Origin of the sequence: Calothrix sp. PCC 6303, assembly GCF_000317435.1 — a bacterium.
Classification (GTDB): domain Bacteria; phylum Cyanobacteriota; class Cyanobacteriia; order Cyanobacteriales; family Nostocaceae; genus PCC-6303.
This window is the reverse complement of the sequence record NC_019751.1, coordinates 4,907,161-4,926,204: the sequence shown is the minus strand read 5'-3', so window position 1 is coordinate 4,926,204 and position 19,044 is coordinate 4,907,161. Positions and strand designations below refer to the sequence as shown.

General features: G+C 37.1%; 12 protein-coding genes. 7 read left to right on the top strand and 5 right to left on the bottom strand.

Annotated elements, in window-relative coordinates:
* Positions 1-48: 48 nt before the first annotated feature.
* The 3 genes from CAL6303_RS20020 to CAL6303_RS20010 form a co-directional block, all read right to left on the bottom strand.
* The gene (locus tag CAL6303_RS20020; RefSeq protein WP_015199654.1) at positions 49-714 is read right to left on the bottom strand and encodes a carboxypeptidase-like regulatory domain-containing protein; all 666 of its coding nucleotides are present in this window, start codon (positions 712-714) and stop codon (positions 49-51) included.
* 143 nt (positions 715-857) lie between these two features.
* A complete protein-coding gene (locus tag CAL6303_RS20015; protein WP_015195906.1) occupies positions 858-2,477 on the bottom strand; it encodes an IS1182 family transposase in 1,620 nt (539 codons plus the stop codon).
* Between the two features lie 81 nt (positions 2,478-2,558).
* The gene (locus CAL6303_RS20010) at positions 2,559-3,251 is read right to left on the bottom strand and encodes a hypothetical protein (protein WP_015199653.1); all 693 of its coding nucleotides are present in this window, start codon (positions 3,249-3,251) and stop codon (positions 2,559-2,561) included.
* Positions 3,252-3,790: 539 nt separating this feature from the next.
* Here CAL6303_RS20010 and CAL6303_RS20005 point away from each other — a divergent pair.
* From CAL6303_RS20005 to sir, 3 genes are all read left to right on the top strand, one after another.
* Positions 3,791-4,387 carry a peptidoglycan-binding domain-containing protein gene (locus CAL6303_RS20005; RefSeq protein WP_041739801.1) on the top strand — a complete coding sequence of 199 codons (597 nt, stop codon included), beginning with the start codon at positions 3,791-3,793 and terminating at the stop codon, positions 4,385-4,387.
* Positions 4,388-4,793: 406 nt separating this feature from the next.
* Positions 4,794-5,333 carry a hypothetical protein gene (locus CAL6303_RS20000; protein WP_015199651.1) on the top strand — a complete coding sequence of 180 codons (540 nt, stop codon included), beginning with the start codon at positions 4,794-4,796 and terminating at the stop codon, positions 5,331-5,333.
* Positions 5,334-5,587: 254 nt separating this feature from the next.
* Positions 5,588-7,357 carry a sulfite reductase, ferredoxin dependent gene (gene sir, locus CAL6303_RS19995; RefSeq protein WP_015199650.1) on the top strand — a complete coding sequence of 590 codons (1,770 nt, stop codon included), beginning with the start codon at positions 5,588-5,590 and terminating at the stop codon, positions 7,355-7,357.
* A gap of 84 nt (positions 7,358-7,441) precedes the next feature.
* On the opposite strand, the gene CAL6303_RS19990 is transcribed toward sir, so the two are convergent.
* Positions 7,442-8,224, bottom strand: coding sequence for an ABC transporter permease (locus CAL6303_RS19990; protein WP_015199649.1), 783 nt, complete (start codon positions 8,222-8,224; stop codon positions 7,442-7,444).
* A 59-nt stretch (positions 8,225-8,283) separates the two neighbouring features.
* Complete coding sequence (locus CAL6303_RS19985; protein WP_015199648.1) at positions 8,284-9,957, bottom strand: PAS domain-containing protein; 1,674 nt, start codon at positions 9,955-9,957, stop codon at positions 8,284-8,286.
* Between the two features lie 210 nt (positions 9,958-10,167).
* On the opposite strand from CAL6303_RS19985, the gene fni reads away from it, so the two are divergent.
* The 4 genes from fni to CAL6303_RS19965 all read left to right on the top strand — a co-directional run bounded on the left by fni (position 10,168) and on the right by CAL6303_RS19965 (position 18,831).
* Entirely contained in the window at positions 10,168-11,217 is a 1,050-nt protein-coding gene (gene fni, locus CAL6303_RS19980) for a type 2 isopentenyl-diphosphate Delta-isomerase (protein ID WP_015199647.1), read from the top strand.
* Positions 11,218-11,319: 102 nt separating this feature from the next.
* The gene (sppA, locus tag CAL6303_RS19975) at positions 11,320-13,158 is read left to right on the top strand and encodes a signal peptide peptidase SppA (protein WP_015199646.1); all 1,839 of its coding nucleotides are present in this window, start codon (positions 11,320-11,322) and stop codon (positions 13,156-13,158) included.
* Positions 13,159-14,430: 1,272 nt separating this feature from the next.
* The gene (locus CAL6303_RS19970; RefSeq protein WP_015199645.1) at positions 14,431-15,540 is read left to right on the top strand and encodes a response regulator; all 1,110 of its coding nucleotides are present in this window, start codon (positions 14,431-14,433) and stop codon (positions 15,538-15,540) included.
* 51 nt (positions 15,541-15,591) lie between these two features.
* The gene (locus tag CAL6303_RS19965) at positions 15,592-18,831 is read left to right on the top strand and encodes a GAF domain-containing protein (protein ID WP_015199644.1); all 3,240 of its coding nucleotides are present in this window, start codon (positions 15,592-15,594) and stop codon (positions 18,829-18,831) included.
* Positions 18,832-19,044 lie beyond the last annotated feature (213 nt).

Below are 19,044 nucleotides of genomic sequence, written 5' to 3'. Positions count from 1 at the left end.
TAAAATCATCATAAAACAGTATTTTCAGTCTCAATATACGTTCAAAAATCAAATCGTATTATTCAACCTAATATCGTGTATTGCTCTGGGAGAAGAAATATCTATCCGCCTATCATACATATTATAGCCGTTTGCCTCAACACGTATTCTAATCTTACTTTCGGAAGTTTGAAAACAAAATTCAAATACGCCCTCTGAATCTGTAAATTCAGTTAGTGGAATCCCATTTGCTTCAAGGCTGACTTTTGCTCCTGGTATCCATGCGCCATTTGTATTATTTAGAACACGTCCAGTGACTATTTGTTGAGATGATTTTTTACCCTTTATCCAATTCAAAATGTTTCCAATAAGTTGTGGATTCAAGATTGCAGTCATAATCGTTGCAAACGCAGCGATTATTGCAGCTATAACAGTGGCGTTCTCCCACCAATTAGGTATGGGTGTAGGAGAAGGTATCGGTTTTGGATCTGGTGTAAAAGTTTGTTGAAAAATATTTGTATTTAGATTTTGACCTTTTTCAAATAACTCTATTTTCTCCATAGCCTTTCCTAGTTCTGATTTACGATCTTTTAAATCAGCTAAAACTTCATCATCAATAATTTCAAGCAATTTAGAATCTGTTTTTCTCACTGCGATAACATATTTTTCTGTGCTTAAGGAAGGTAGATAATTTCCTCCAGCAGGGGAAGGATATTCGTTAGAGGGGAAAACCACAAATCCTCTACGCTCAAAAGCTGTTCTTTTTTTTTGTTGTTGCCGATGATGAATATCTCCTTTTTCTTCAACATCATTTTTTAAAAGAGTTTGTAGAATTACAGCATCACTAGAGCACCAGTCCAGTAGAAGATATTGACAAATCAGGCAGAGTATGAATTATTAAAATTAGAAATTTCTTTATTATTAGTTTCAAACATACGAGCAAGAACGTGGAGATTATGAACAACAGCCATACGTCGAAGGTCAAAAAGGTTTTTGCGTAAGCCAATGTAGCGAGCTTTATCTCCTTGCCACTGACCAATATGAGCTAAACTATGCTCAACACTAACGCGCTCGCGGAGTTTCTCACGTCCACTCTGTGTAGTTTGACGTTCCCGTAGCTCTACAAGTAGAGACTCGTCAGGGTGAATAGAGATACTGCGACCTTGCTTACTCTCTGTACATTGAGAGCGTAAAGGACAGGTTTGACATTCGTGTTTGGGGAAGTGGACAACAGTCCCCTCATTAAAGGGTAAACTAACTCCATTGGGACAGCGAATGAAATGATTTTCCCAATCCAGAACAAAGGCATTTTTATCAAAAAAATTACCGTTGCGGACTTTCCATGCCTTGCAAATAATAGTCATATCAGGTGTGCGTTGTTTAACCCAATGACTAGCTAAATATGCACGGTCAATATGTAGCTCTTTGATGTCAAGAGTTGTTACGTTCTGGGCATTTAAGTCGAACTCAATTGCCATAGTTACAGATGCTTCTGGTTCGTTTGCTCTGGTAACACCAACAGCTCTTACCATTTGCAATTCTAAGTCTTTGAAAATATGACGTTTGTAACCATCAATTTTTTGGCTGCGACTTTTACGACCATGACGCATATCCTCATCCTCAATTGAAATGCGTCTATCTTTAGCAACACCTTTACGGAGCTTTGGGGAGCCATCAGATTTCTCCTCAACATCTTGTGATTCAATTTGCCTCGCATCTTCAATGCTCTTGTTGACTTGAGTGCTTGTTTTTTCATCCAAATCAGTTTTTTGTTTGACCCAAGACTCAACTGAGTCTAATGTTTGCAATATTGTAGATAGTGCAACATTACGAGCTTCCGGGTCATCCCAATCTAAATCTAAGGCAGCTTTCAGGCTCGTTCCCGTGATGATTTCTGCACCGATAGTCGCTGTAACGCCTGTAACACCAGAATCGTCCTGTTCATAATTCTGAGCTATTACGAATAATGCTTTCCTTAGTGCATGACCTAACAAATTATACGTGTCTTCCACACGTGCCGCTCCCCATAACGGGCTTGAATCTAAGGCTACTTTTAACGACTTCGGATTGTAACCTTCATGAAAATGTGCCATTTCAACTGTTTTCGCCACAATCCTCTGGTCAAGAGACTTTGACATCAAAAGCGCACGAAATCTAACTAGTGTCCCTTTGCCAAATGGAGCTTGTTCACAATCGAGACAATCTAAAACTAGCTGCCATCGCCTATCCATTTCAATCGCTTCTATTGCCTCGTCATCTGAAACCCCTGTATATGCTTGTAAAATTACTGCAAGTGCAAGTTGTGCTGGTGGTATTGGAGATAAACCAACACTACTGTCCTTGAATACCCTTGCTAACTCCGTTTGGAAGTCTGGGTCAAATAATTCGTGTCGTATTTGCCGCAAAAATACAAATAACTTTGCTTTGCGTATACGTTTCGCAACTTTTTCTTCTTTGCTTGACAGGGAGATTGGAGGTTCCCATATTAATGGACGCATAGTTTGCACTCCTCATACCTTATTCTCCTTATTCTCCTATAAATTAGCCTCTGCAAAAACTATGTATCTTGTCAACTACTTCTACTGGACTGGTGCTCTAGCAAATGCTTCTATCCTCGTACCATTATTAAATCCTTTTTCTAAAGCATTTAAAGCACGATCCCGATCGTTTAAACCCTCTACACTTCCAACAGAAACTTTTTGATACCAGTTTTCTTTTTTCTTGAATTCATCATAAGTCGTAGTGTTACTTGCAACTACAATAGAAAGCGTTTTCAGTCTCTCTCTCAATTGCTCTTTTGTCAAATTTGTTAGTTCTTGAGCAATCTCTTTCTTCAAAAGTAGTCTTGTACCTGTTTCATGGAAGGAATTTCCAGAAAAAGCAATTTTGTCTGAAAATTCTTCACCACTTTGATCTCGTAAATTTTCTGATCCTCTAGAATTAGGACCACATTCAATATCAATTGCATTTTGGTTAGTCCTTTCTAGTAGTAGCCCTTCATATCTATAAGTATATTGATTTACAACACCGGGATACTCAACAACTAATGCTTGCTTGTTTTTGAGAGTCTTTCCAAATTCGTAGCAAAAATCTGTGACTGGTGAAGCCACTTTCCGAATACCTAACCTAACTGTGCTTGGACTAATACTAGTATTATTAGGTAGACTTGATTGTGGAATAGCTTTAGTTGTATAGATAACAGAAACAAGAGTAGATAGTGTAAAAACCGTAACAAAATTAACTTTACTTCTTCTATGACGTAGTATAACCATAAGGTGACATTTAGATAAAATGGTTTAAATTAATTATCATTACCATTAAATAAACAAATTAGCATTCATTAAAGCACCTGCTCGTCTTTGCTTGGATACAAGCTATTGAAGTAAAGGAAGCTTCATAAGTATGTTTACCGAAAACAAGAACCTTTAGCTAACAAGTAACTTGAGCAATTATACAAATAAATTCCCTATAATTACGCAGTATCAGGTGAATATCTCAAAAAAAATCAGTATGTTTACTGTTTTCGCCGAAAAATGGCTCTAATTTAAGGCATCTAAATTCCTTCATCCCCAGAAAATTCCTATGGCACCCGAATGTGAACGGCTTACATTCGTAATCCATGTTACAGTTCCAGACCCTACTGGCAATTACAATTGTGATAAATTGTTTGTGATGAGAGGAAAATTTGGTAAGCAATACGCAAAGACTCGCATCTGATCATTTAGCGGTGAGAACCTCATCCAAAAGTCTTCCGGAATTACAAACCTTTTCCTTGTGAAAGGATATGTGGGCGTTAGTAAAACGAAATATAATGAGCGATCTCGGTCTGCTGATGACAGATATGCTAGAAACAAGACAGGAGCTTTCGCCTAACTTACCGAATCAGCCATCAATTCAGCAAGGAAAAAGGGCAGAAGACTCAATTGAATCTGAGAACCGGGGTGTATTTGCAAATTTCCCCATCACTCCACCGGAATTCATTCCCATCCATAGCCAGATGGATGAGAAGGTTGCTAGTAATTCTGTGAGGATAAATTTTGAGCTTCAGAATGTTCTCCGTGAGTTTAATGGCAAAATCCAACTTGATAATTTAACTCATAGTTTGAAACAAAATGCTTCTGAACCAAAACTAGTTGCATTGGGAATACGAAAAGGGACTTCTGTAAACTCAATTCAAGTTTCTAATCGTCGCTTTAAAAGTCAAAATTTGCCGACTCTGGAATTTGGTAACTCTGGGATTTCTGTTCGAGTATTACAAAGATTGTTAGTTGCTAATGGTTATACATTACGTACTGATGGCTTTTTTGGTGCGTTAACCGAAGCTGGAGTAAAGGCGTTCCAAAGTAATCGAAATTTGGAAACTGATGGAATTGTGGGTGAGAAGACTTGGAAAGAACTAACTAGGTAAGTGTTATTTAATTTTGTTTTTATCTAAATGTGGAGTGAGGGTGTAAGCCTTGGGAGACGGTAGATATTACGTCTCTTTTTTATTCTATTTTTTTATATATCTAAGGTGTTTTTTATTTTAAGCCTATAAAACCTATAAATATAATATTATCTAAGTTTTAAGTATATCACTGGAATAAATATGACAGATGTGAAAGTGTCTATTATAACTCCATGATCTCCGGATTTTAATCAATCAAGCTGTAATTAGCACATTCAAAATTGAATTTTGATTAAAAATTATCTTCAATGCTTACGCTTAAATATCAGTAATTGTTCCTGTAAACAGCTAGAAAATATCAGGAACCTTTTGATTATTTGTTCGACCTAGATGTTAAAAGCAATACTTAAAAATTAGGTCTAAATTTATGCAAGGTTTCCTCAAGTCTGTTATGACAATTTCCGCATTGTCATCATTAGTGATTGCTCCAGTTTTACTATCAGCAGGTGAAGCTTCAGCTATGCCAAAAGAACGTGGTACCAATGCTAGTTACGTTGGTGGTGGTATTAGTGCTGGTCTGACAAATGGTGGTAAAAATGGTGATGCTGCAACTTTTGGTGGTAATGTTGCAGCTAGAGCCAAATTAGGTAATTTACCTGTTTCTGCACGAGGACAAATTAATTTTAGTGACGAAACAAGTGCAATTATTCCTAATGTCACTGTAGATATTCCTATTCTGCGAGGTACCAATCTTTATTTAGGTGGTGGCTATCAATTTGTGGAAAAAAATGGCAAACCTACACCTAGTGGTAACAAAGATGGTATTGCTGCAATTGCTGGGATTGAATCGGAAGTTGCTCGTAATTTTCTGATTTACAGCAATGCAACCGTAGGTATTAATGCTTATCAAAATAGTTCAGCTTCCTCAGTTAGCATTAATAGTGGCGTTGGCTTTCGGTTTAAATAATTTGCTGAAAACCTAAGATTTCAATATTGTAGCCTCTAAGACTGTTAATAATTGATTCAAAATCGATAAGTAATATTGCCGGGTTTGTGTTAGTGTGAAAACACTTGCAAAGTCGGCTTTTTGACATGGTAGAATTATAATAATTCAACTTAATTCCGAGCGGATTACCGGAAATAATTGAGCCGAATGGGTGCTTTTAACTTCCTGATTCGGTGTTTAGCGATGCCTTATAAAGAACACTAAGTCAAACAGCAATGGTTAAACCTGTCTCTGATGCGATCGCCAAAGATAAAAAACCTTCTAAAGTGGAGGGTTTAAAGGAACGTAGTAATTTTTTACGCGAACCTGTGGCAACCGAGTTACTTCAAGATACAACTCATTTTAGCGAAGAAGCGATACAAATTCTCAAGTTTCATGGTTCGTACCAGCAGGATAACCGCGATAACCGAGTTAGGGGACAAGAGAAAGATTATCAAATGATGTTGCGGACACGTAGTCCCGGTGGGTTTATTCCCCCCCAACTGTATCTAACTCTAGATAAATTAGCTGATGAGTATGGGAATCATACCATCAGAGCCACCACGCGCCAAGGCTTCCAAATGCACGGGATTTTGAAGAAAAATCTCAAGCCTGCCATCGCCGCTATAGTTAACAGTATGGGTTCGACTCTGGGTGCTTGCGGAGATCTCAATCGTAATGTGATGGCACCTCCAGCACCCTTTAAAAATAAGCCTGAATATCAGCTAGCTTGGGAATATGCTGATAAAATAGCCGATTTACTCACACCCCAAACAGGTGCTTATTACGAAATTTGGCTGGATGGGGAAAAAGCTATTAGTGCTGAAGAAAGTCCAGAAGTCAAAGCTGCGAGGGAAAAAAACGGTACTGGGACAATTTTCCACGATACTCCAGAACCAATTTATGGTACTCATTACATGCCACGCAAATTTAAAATTAGCGTGACTGTACCAGGGGATAATTCCATCGATTTGTATAGTCAAGATTTGACTTTGGTGGTAATTACCAATAAAAAGGGTGAATTAAAAGGTTTTAATGTGTTTGCTGGTGGTGGTTTGGGAAGAACTCACAATAAAGAGGAAACTTTTGCCAGAGCCGCAGACCCCATCTGCTATGTTGAAAAAGCCGATGTTTACGACTTAGTTAAATCGATTGTTGCTACCCAAAGAGATTTTGGCGATCGCACTGAGCGTAGACATGCTAGATTGAAGTACCTCATCAATGATTGGGGTGTGGATAAGTTCCGCTCTAAGGTAGAAGAATACTTTGGTAAATCCCTAGAACCTTTCAAAAAACTACCCAAGTTCAAATATTACGACTTTCTTGGCTGGAATGAGCAAGGTGACGGCAAGTTATTTTTGGGAATTTCCGTTGAAAATGGGCGCGTTAAAGATGAAGGTGATTTTCTCCTCAAAACTGCTTTGCGGGAAATCGTGGAAACATACAATTTACCAATTCGTTTGACACCTAGTCAAAACGTCATCTTGTATGACATTGCACCAGGAGATAAAAAAGCAATTCAAAAAATTCTTGATCGTTGTGGGATAATTAGTGATCCTGATGAAATTGCTCCTTTGGTAAGATTAGCAATGGCATGTCCAGCATTACCTACCTGTGGATTAGCAGTTACTGAATCAGAAAGGGTAATTCCTAGCATTTTAGAACGAATTCAAAAATTGCTGAATCAAGTTGGTTTGAAAAAGCAAAAATTTGTGATTAGGATGACGGGTTGTCCCAATGGCTGTGCGCGTCCTTACATGGCAGAATTAGGGTTTGTGGGGAGTTTTCCAGAATCTTACCAAGTGTGGTTGGGAGGTTGTCCCGCACAAACTCGGTTAGCGCAGACATATACTGATAGGATGCATGTGGATGATTTGGAAAGCTTCTTAGAACCGATTTTCGTCTTCTTCAAAAAGTCACGGAAAAAAGGTGAAAGCTTTGGTGATTTTTGTCATCGTGTCGGTTTTGAGGAAATTCGGGAGTTTACGGCAAGTTATAAGTCTTAAAATCAGTGAACAGTGAACAGTAAACAGTGAACAGTGAAAATTAATACACCTGGTAACTGCTTACTGCTAACTGATTACTGATTTTTAACTAGAGGCACTCGTATAAAAACGTAATGCAAACCGCCAAAACCATGATGAAATAAAGAATAATCCTAAAGCGAGTAATCCTGAAGCGGTTAACCAAATTACCTGACTTCTACCTAGCAGAACTTCTGCTGGTATAGTCGTTAAAAATGCCACCGGAACTACAAAAGTAAAGAAGAAGCGAAATGCTGTAGGGTATGCAATCATCGGGTATCTACCAGCTTCTAGTAAACCTCGCAAGACTTCGGTGACATTATAAATTTTGACAAACCAGATGCTTGTGGCTCCCAGCATAAACCATAGACTATAAAGTATGATTAAGCCGAAACATAGGGGAATCAAACTAAATAAATAATTACTAATTGTAATATTAAGTTGAGCGCCGGCATAACCAATTAATACACAACCAAAAAGCAAATCTGGTAAACCCCAGGGTGAAATTGTATGGGTAGAAACCCAAAATTGACTACCGACGGGTTTTAGTAGGACAAAATCGAGAGTTCCCTTTTCGATATGACGAACAATCTGGTTGAGGTTGGGTGCCAAGAAAGTTGATGAAAAACCTTGAAGAAGGGTAAAAAGTCCCAAAACCAGTAAAGCTTCTTGCCATGACCACCCAGTAAAAGTGTACCCTTTACTATAAAATAGTGATAGTCCGAATAAACTACCAGCTAAGTTACCCATACTACTTAAAGCAGCAAGGATAAAGTTAATTCGGTATTCTAGCTCGGATGCGATCGCGCTACTCCAAAAAAGCCCTATTAGCTTAATATATCTTTGCATAATTAACAACTACTAAAACCCAGACATCTTTTATTGTCTTGTATTCTAATTAAATTATGTTATTGAGGAATTTTAATAATAAATTTTGTACCAACATCAGGTTCAGAAATACATTCTAAAGTCCCTCCATGTTTTTCTGTGATAATTTGGTAGCTAATTGATAATCCCATTCCTGTTCCTTTTCCTACGGATTTTGTGGTAAAAAACGGGTCAAATATTTTTTGTTGAATGTTGTGAGGAATGATTGAGCCATTATTACTAATTGTCATTACAAAGAATTTGTTCTGATCAATTTCTGTACTAATATCAATTTTAGGTTGTACAGTATCACTTTCTTCTAAAGCATCAATTGCATTCATCAGAATATTCATAACTACCTGATTTAATTGCCCAACATAACAATATATCAAAGGAATATTAGCATACTCTTTAATTACTTTAATCTCAGCGCGTCTGCTTTGAGATTTCAAACGATATTCTAATAACTTCAGTGTATTGTCAATTCCCTGATGAATATCAACACTTTTGTATTCAGCCTCATCAAGCCGTGAAAAATTGCGTAATGATGTAACTATTTCGGCAATTCTTTCAGCCCCATCTTCAATTGAAGCCAGCAATAGAGGTAAATCTTCCCTGATAAAATCTAACTCAATTGCCTTGATTTGAAGTTTAATAACCTTAATTGGATTAGGATAGCATTGTTGGTACAGTTCCAATAAATCTAGTAAACGCTGAATATATTCTTGAGCAAAAGTGATATTTCCATATATAAAGTTGCTGGGATTATTTATTTCATGGGCAATACCAGCTACCAGATGTCCTAAAGAAGACATTTTCTCGGTTTGAATTAATTGAGATTGAGTTGAAGCCAATTTTTTGATGGTATCTTCTAATTCTTGAGCTTTTATTTCTAATTTTACTTGAATATTTTTAATTTCTGTAATTTCAGTTGTAGTTCCAATCAGACGATATATATTTCCACTACTATCTTTGACGGGGTTAATGGTAGTTAGCCCCCAAACTTTTTGCCCATTCACAAGAATATATTCTTCATAAGTGATAGGCAATCCAAATGCAACACATTCTATATATAGTCGTTGCATTTGGGAACCAATGTCTTCGCCAAATACCTCTATCATTGTTTTACCAGCGATTTCACTACTGCTCAATTTAGTGATTTTTTCACAGGCAGTATTATAGCCAGCGACTATAAAATGATTATTTTCTAAAACATCAATGACAAAAATTGGCGTACTACAACCATCGTAGATGCTTAATAAAAAATCTTCTTTTTCTTTTACTTGGGCTTCTGCATTTTTGCGACCGCTGATATCATGGACGGTAACTATCAATTTATCTATCGTACCTTCCAGACCATAAATCGGCGCTGCTGTCAATAGCCAGTAACTAAACTTGCCATTGATCCGAAATTTTTGTTCATAACTGACAACTTTCCCCGTATCCAAACATTTAAGGTAGTGTTCATGGCAATTTTTAGTATCCAGAGTATCCATCATTTGAGTGATGGTTTTTCCCAAGATTTCTTCGGCTGGAATCGCCACTATTCTTTCCATTGCTGGGTTAAGTGCTACACAGCGAAACTCTTCCCCTTGATTTAACACCTCTAGAACATACATACCACATTCTACAGCGTTCCAAACTTGTGCGAATAAAGCAAGCTGAGAATTATCTAAATTATTTTGATCTGTTGTCAAATGTCCGCTTTTAGACATAGTGTAAATACAAGTGATTAAGCTGTGGCTCGCAAAAACGAACGTACAATTTGCCGTAAGTCATGACACCCCTTCCTGTTTACTATTCCCATAAGCAGTGACTTAATAACGGATTGTAGGTAGTAAATATATTTTTGCCGGTTGCAATATTACCAAAATCCAATTCAATTGAGAAAATGGGAATAACAACGCTCAAATTAACAAATATCCGTGAAAGTTCCTGCAAATATCTCGGCACAAACGCAGTCACGCAAGGCTGATCACATTCGCATCTGTTTAGAGAAAGATGTGCAATTTCAGCACACCACTAACGGCTTGGAAAAATACCGCTTTACCCATTGTTGCTTACCAGAGATTGATTATAACGACATTGATATTAGCACCATCTTTTTGGACAAACAACTTAATGCCCCATTACTAATCTCCTCAATGACAGGGGGAACTGAACAAGCAGCAATTATTAATAAACTTTTGGCTCAAGTTGCACAACACTGTAAAATAGCTATGGGGGTGGGTTCCCAACGAGTAGCGGTGGAAAAACCCTCAACTGTCGATAGCTTTGCTGTGCGTAAATATGCTCCAGATGCCCTTTTACTGGCAAATATTGGAGCTGTGCAGCTAAATTATCAATATGGGATTGATCAATGTTTGCAGATTATTGATATCCTGGCTGCTGATGCCTTAATTTTACACCTCAACCCCCTACAAGAGTGCATTCAGCCTCGTGGGGATAAGAATTTCCATGGTTTACTTGACAAAATCAATACTCTGTGTTCAAAAGTTCCAATTCCGGTGATTGCCAAAGAAGTAGGTAATGGCATTTCAGCAACAATGGCGCAAAATCTAATAGCAGCAGGTGTACAAGCAATTGATGTTGCAGGTGCGGGGGGAACTTCTTGGGCAAAAGTAGAAAGTGAGCGGGCAGAAACTGCAATGCAGCGGCGTTTGGGAAAAACTTTTGCTGATTGGGGATTGCCAACGGCAGAATGCATCACGAATATTCGCGGTGTTGCCCCCCAGATACCATTAATTGCATCCGGAGGCTTACGCAATGGGCTAGAAGTAGCTAAAGCGATCGCACTTGGTGCAGACATTGCTGGATTGGCAATGCCCTTTCTCCAAGCAGCTACAGAATCGGAAGCTGCGGTTTACAGTTTAGCCGAAGTTTTAATTGCTGAGATCACAACGGTGTTATTCTGTACAGGGAATACCAATTTGCGACAACTTCGTTCTTCTGGAAGTTTAGAGCGTCTAGAATAGAAAGTAATGAGTTGAACAAAACTGGCTATTACCTGGAAATGTTAGCAGCATAGGTATTAGCCCTCTCCCATTTCAAACTATTGATCCTTGACTATAAACATAATGCGTAACTTTCTCAAACAAACTTTTGCAAGCGTAATAGGTAGTCTCCTGGGACTGACTATTTTCTGTGGATTGGGAACCGCAGGACTGTTAATGTTAATCGTTGCAGCTACATCATCCAAAGATGTTGGTCCACAAGTCAAGGATAAATCAGTTTTGGTATTCGACTTAGCAATAAATATTACAGATAGTGAACCTAGCTCGAACGAAGTTTTTCAAGAAGCCCTCACTGGTAATGTGAAAGAGCGAATGACCCTACGTAGCATCATTGATACTCTACAAAAGGCAGAACGCGATCGCCGAATTGTGGGAATCTATTTAGATGCAACTAATGTTTCCCAAGGTAGTAGTGTTGCTGGCTTTGCCACCCTGAAAGAAATTCGAGCGGCACTTGCCAAATGTCGCGCTGCAGGGAAAAAAATCATCGCCTATGGTGTGGAATGGGGTGAAAAAGAATACTACTTGAGTTCAGTAGCAGATACAGTTGTCGTCAATCCCCTAGGAGGGATGGAAGTCAACGGTTTTGCCTCTCAACCGATGTTCCTAACTGGTGCTTTGGAAAAGTATGGAGTTGGGGTACAGGTGGTGCGAGTAGGCAAGTTTAAGGGTGCTGTGGAACCCTATATATTGGATAAACTTAGCCCCGAAAACCGCCAACAAACCCAGAAACTATTGGATGACATTTGGCAAGAATGGCGGTTGACGGTGGGAGGAAGTCGGAAAATTGATCCACAAAAATTACAAACTATCGCCGACAGCCAAACCGCTTTAGAAGCAGCACAAGCAAAACAGCAAGGTTTGGTCGATAGAGTTGGCTATTATGATGAAGTAGTCAATGATTTGAAGAAATTAAGTAGTGTCACTGACAAAGAAAAAAGTTTTCAACAGATAAATATCCAAGATTATGCCCAAGTTCCGGGTAAATCTTTGGGAATAGAACGAGAATCGAAAAATCAAATTGCCCTAGTTTATGCTGAGGGAGAGATTGTAGATGGTGCTGGGGAAGATGGACAAGTGGGAGGCGATCGCTTTGCTAAAATATTTAGGAAAATCCGTCAGGATGCAGATGTTAAAGCTGTAGTCTTAAGAATCAATAGTCCTGGTGGAAGTGCGATCGCATCTGAAATTATACAGCGGGAAATCAGACTTACACGGGAAATTAAACCTGTAGTAGTTTCTATGGGAGATGTTGCCGCTTCCGGAGGCTACTGGATTGCGACAGACTCCAACCGCATATTTGCTGAACCAAACACCATCACAGGCTCAATTGGTGTATTTGGACTACTACTTAATTTCCAAAAAATCGCCAACAATAACGGCATTACCTGGGATTCAGTCAAAACCGGAAAATACGCAGACAGCCAAACCTCATCCCGTCCCAAGTCTCCCGAAGAATTGGAAGTCTATCAACGCAGTGTTAACCGAATTTACAATCTTTTCCTCAACAAAGTCGCTCAAGGACGCAAATTACCCCAAACAAAAGTAGCAGAAATCGCCCAGGGAAGAGTTTGGTCAGGTACAGCAGCCAAAGAAATTGGCTTAGTTGATGAAATTGGTGGCGTGGATGCAGCTATTTCTTACGCTGCTAACCAAGCCAAGTTAGGAAACAATTGGAAAATTCAAGAATTCCCCAAAGCCGGAACTTTTGAAGAACGTCTATTTGGAAAAGCTGCCGAGGAAGTAGGAACCGCTCTCAATATTGACCCTCGGAAAAATAACCTACCGGAACCGTTATTTTCAGAGTTACAAAAATTACAAAAAGAAATTGCCACTATCAAAAGCTTTAATGACCCTCAAGGAGTATATGCACGTATGAATTTTAACTTAGACGTTAAGTAATAAACTGGCATATTTTTTCTGTAGGGTGTGTGACGCTGCGGGAATTTTTTACGAAGCAATCAGACTTATAATGTCAAGCAGCAATCATTGATTGTGACACTTCCCTAAGTCCTAAATTATGAAAGAAGCAAGCTACCATCAGACATTCATAAAAGTCATAAAAGAATAAGAGACTTCCAAATAAAAAAAATCTCATCTTGCCTGCTACTAATACAAGAACAGGCAAGGCTTCGGCGTGAGCGCTCAGTCCTTAGACAGGCTCAGGAACCATCGAACGCTGCCTATCCCACAATATTGGATAATCTTTTTTGTGGAGTTCTCTAAGAGCAATACCTCATTAGTAGTTTAGCATTGCTGAACCCCTATAGAATTTGTACGTGCTGGAATAATTTTTATAATCGGTATAACTTCAGACTAGTTAAGCCTCACATAGCAAAAGCTGTCCCTTGAGGAAAACTCAATAATTTCACCAATATTTAAATTTTTAAATATCAACTGTAAATTTCGCAAATTTGTTGATAGTTTTTAACAAATTTATAGTAAACTCAGTAATATTAGTTATGCTTTCTCAGCAAATAAATACCACTGGTCAACACTATGTATTGATCAGCAGTTACTATAAATTGCGCTTTTGGAGCTATCAAGCTGTTTGCATATGTGTAATTTAGTTTGTGAACATTTTTTTCAAAATCAGGTAACTATAGAAAACTAATCACCTCGCTTAAAGTTGTTTACTGTTCTCAACCAGCAAACAATTAGGGGAAAAAAATACCGAACTTAATTATTATTGCCAGATTTATACATCTATCACTACTAATACAGCATCTATGAAGGCAGGAGGCAGAAGGCGGGTTTTTGGAGGAAGCCAAAAAAGCGAAAGCAAAAACTTTTCCCTTTCAAAGGGCAGGCTTGTACCATGTTAACTTTGGTCACAAAAATACTCAATTGAGCGTTAAAAATTATTGCATTATTTTTATTACTAGGAAATCAATCCCCAGGTAACTTAGCATAAACTCTATCTCTTATAAATCAATATAAACGCGTTCATTATAAAAAGCAGAGTTTTCTCATTACTACTTAAAGTAGACGCGCTTCTTTGATTCATCGAAGACTACCAACTAAAACTATTCAGCATCTGAAGTTACAAACTACGGTTATCAAAATAGAGGAGGTTTATCTTGGCAGATACCATCGGTGAGATCTAAGAATTATCTTAGGCAACCACATATAATCACTTTACAAATACAACTTTAAAAATTAAGGTTGATGAAAATGCAAACTGTTAACTTAGGAAGACATAAATTTTTTAAACCCCAAGAGCATATATTGTTCCTCAACAAAATAGCTGAGTACTACGAAAAAGGTTCTTTGAAAGTTATTGAAACTTCACAATCTCTCTCTATTTATCTGGAAGAAGGAAGCATGATTTATGGGACATATTCAGGTAGAATCTGGACTAATTTTCTTAGCACATTACAAAATTTAAGCCCTAATATCTCGACTTTAGATAGTCAAACTCTTCAAACAGTACAAACAATCTATGAAAGTCAGATGGATGGATCAACTATAGATAATACAGACTATTTAGCTATTTGTTGGTTAGTTAACCAAGGCTACATTAGTAAATTACAAACCCAAAAAATAGTTGAGGAATTATCATTAGAAGTAATTGCTAAATTTACCAAATTTACGGATGCAGTATATGAGTTTAGTCTGAATACACCTATTGATGATTTGCCCAAATTTTGTCATGTGAGCATGTCATCGCTAACTAGTTTATATCAGCATAATAATATCAATTCAGAGAAATCTTATCCATATTCATTAGACCATTTATCTGTAGCTAAATCAAATTCCCAAAGAAACATCAATTTTTCTCCTCAAATTAACAAAATCATTGAGAACAAACAAAGAAGCAATCTGGGGCAAGAATTAACAAATAAAATCGCTCATAATTCAACTAAGACGGAAGCACCAGCAGAAACGAATCCAATTTATAAAGTACTTTGTATTGATGATAGTCCAACAATCATTAAAGCAATTAAAGGCTTTTTGGATGCACAGGTATTCAGTGTCATAGGAGTAGAGGATCCGCTAAAAGCTTTGATGCAGATTTTAAGCAGCAAACCTGATGTAATTTTGTTGGATATATCAATGCCAAATTTAGATGGCTATGAGTTATGTTCACTATTAAGAAAGCATCCAGATTTCCGAGATACACCAATCATTATGGTGACAGGTAGAACTGCTTTAATAGATAGAGCCAGGGCAAAATTGGTAAGGGCTTCGGGATATTTAACTAAACCATTCACACGGGCTGAATTATTAAAAGCTGTCTTCAAAGAGGTTGGCTACATTGGAGTTAGAAAAGCATCTACTTAATCAAAAATAATATCATCAACTTTATTTTCTCAAAGGAGAAGAGTAAATTTTATGCTTAAAAAAATTAATCCTATCAGTGAAAATAGTACACAAAAAATAAATGATGACAAAAACATTAATCCTGTTAATGAAGCTCAGTCACAAGCAAATATTAGCCCATTAAATTCATTTTCAAAAAGCTTGAGTTTAAAAACTAAAGTAACAATATTTACGACTATAATTAGTGCTTTACCTCTATTAGTAATTGGAGGAGCAGTTTACGTATTAGTTCATCAATTTTTAAGTGAGGATGCCACTAAGCTACAAAAAGCTAAAGTCAATAGCATTGCAGTTGATGTTAAATCATACGTATTAGAAAGAAAAGAGGAGTTAGAGTCACTTGCTGAACAGGACTTTTTAGCTAACGCTGAGAATAAAAATATCACCAAGATTCAAGATAGGTTAAAAAATTGGAAAACTAATCATAATTACTATGATGATATTGCCTTAGTAGATATAAACGGAAATGTCCTGACTCAGACTCAGGATAAAGTTTTGGGAAATCAAAAGACTGATTCTTACTTTCAGTCAGTAATAAACACAAATAAATCATTTATTAGTCAACCAGTTATTGCCACTGAGACTGCTAGTAAAGAAGCAAAAATTGTTTTAGCTGTTCCCATAAAAAATTATGCTTCCGGAAAAATAGATGGCATTATCAAAACAGAATTACCAGGTAAGTCCATTTCTAAAATGCTGAATCAGCCTCCGATTAAAGAGGGAAAATATTATTTAATTGATGGAACAAATAAAATATTTTTAGCTAGCGATACAAATGTAATCGGCAAAGAAGCTAAAGATGTCTTTAATAATTGGGAAAAGTTAAAAGTTAATTCGCTGATTATCAAAGATGAATTAACTGCCTACGCACCTTGGCAAGAAGCAGAAAATATTCCTAACTTGAAATGGCAATTTGTCTCAAGCATTAATAAAAATATAGCTTTTGGTATGCAACAGCAATTATTGCTGATTTTGGGTTTAGGACTACTCATAACAGTACTTTTAGCCAGTGGAATTGCTGCAAGTATAGCAAATCGTCTAATTGCTAGACTCATTAGTGCTAATGATGCTTTAAAGCAACTGGCGAAAGGTAAATTAGAAACAAGATTAACAGTTAAAGGAAAAGATGAATTAACTAGCTTGGATCTAAATATTAATGAAATGGCGCAACAGTTGGAAGAACTGTTACTACGGCAAAAAAAAGAAGCCGAACAATTGAGGCAATTTAGCCATACTTTTATGTCTATTCGCCAGTCACGAAATATCGGATGTTTGCTAGAAACTACAGTTAAGCAGGTAAGGCAAGCTTTAGATGTTGAGAGAGTAGTAATTTACTCTTATACAGATGAAAATCATGGTAATGTGCTAGCAGAATCCTGCGGATCGAATTTTGTTAGTAGTCAGAAATTAACTATTCCCAATATTTATACTGCTAAAAACACAGATAACTATATCAGTGATCATATTTTGGCAGTGAATAGCTTTAACGACTTGAATTTAGAATCAGAAGATTTATATTTAATTGAGGAGTTAGAAGTTAAAGCATGTTTAATCGCTTCTATTTTCAAAGATAATCAAAATTTTGGTTTTTTGATCGTTCATGATTGTGTAGCACCGAGGATTTGGCAGCCACAAGAAATGAATTTCATTAGACAGTTAGCAATTCAAATTGGAGGCTCCTTAGAAAGAATATCTCTTTTGGAAGATGCCCAATCATTAAAAAATTTAGCCATTCACCTATCGAATTCTTGGAATACGGAAGAAATCTATAATTTGGCGGTTCAAGATATTAGACAAGGGCTGAAAGCTGACAGGGTTGTAATTTACCAGTTCGACGAAGATTGGCACGGAAAAATTATTGCAGAATCAGTAGTTGCAGGATTTCCCTGTGCTATGGGGGTGAAATTATATGAACCTTGTTTAGTAGATTATGTTGAAAAGTATAAACTTGGTAGTGTGCAAGCAACTAACGATGTTTATCAAGCTTCTTTCGGAAAATGTTATCTACAACAGTTAGAAGCTTTTGCTATTAAAGCAAACTTAGTAGCACCAATTATTGTTGGGGAAAAATTGCTAGGTTTGCTAATTGCTCACCAGTGTTCACAACCACGAAACTGGCAGAAATCCGAAATTGAATTATTTGAGCAATTTTCCCGATTAGTTGGTTTAGCACTAGAAAGGGCAAATATAATTGCAACAGCTAAAAAATCATGTTACTCAGCCGAAAACTTTTTGGAAAACCAACAACAGCAGCAAGGAGAGTTACGAGAACAGTTAGCCTTGATTTTATCTCAAGTTGAGTCAGTCAATTATGGAAACTTAACGGTACAGGCAGAAGCTAGCAATCCTGATGTAACAGCTATTGCCCAGTTGTTTAATGTAATTGTGGAAAAGCTAAGGAATATTGTTGTGCAGGTGCAGAATTACACTACGGATATTTCTACTATTATGGGGGAAAATTCTCGAATTGTAGATGAAAACTTGCAGTTAAATTCAACCCAACATCTAGATTACCTCCATCAGAGTTGGAATGCGATCGCACAAATGCGAAACTCCATTAAAACAGTAGTTAAGAGTGCCAAAGAAACCACCGAAATTACTCAACATATCTCCAAAACTGCTGCTGCAAGTAGCAGCGCAATTGATGCAACCTGCCATAACATAGTCAAACTCCACGATACTATCGGTGATATGACACAAAAGATTAAGCGTCTAGGTGAAGCCTCACAAAAAATATCACAGGTTATCTCCATCATCAATTCTGTGACAACACAAACCAATTTACTCGCTATTAATGCAGGAATTGAAGCCACACGTAATAATTCTGGAAATCATGGTTTTTCAGTAGTAGTGGAGGAAATCGAAATCCTTGCCAACCGTAGTGCTTCATCTGCTAGTGAAATAGAATTTATTCTCGCTAACATTCAACGAGAAACTAGCGAACTAACACAAGCAATGGAATTAGAATATCAAGAATTAACGCAAGGAACACGCTCGATTGAGGAGACAAAAGTAAACTTAACTGAAATTCTCAATTTTTGCCATCAAATAGATACTTTAGCAAGTTCTATGTCATTGGCTACAGTTTCACAAGTGAAATTATCGCAGGAAGTAAAGCATAACCTAACAGAAGCAGTGAAAATAGCAGAATTAACCAAAGTTCAGTCAGAACATGTCTCAGATTCCTTTAAGAAAGCTGTAGATATTTCAGAACAATTGCGAGGGAGTATGGAAGATTTTAAGGTTAGTTGATTCTGCAAGCTGGAAAATATGAGTAATGTTTCAATCAAGATTTTCTCAACAGATAAATTACTTAGCATTTCTAGCTTATTTAGGTGGATAACTTCTGAGAACTTAAGTAGATTGGTATCGAAAATTGTAATCAGTACAGGGTAGTAGGGGTAAGTATAAACATTTGTGGTGATTCTACCTGCCAAATAGTTTTCAAAAAGTTATGTTTATTTC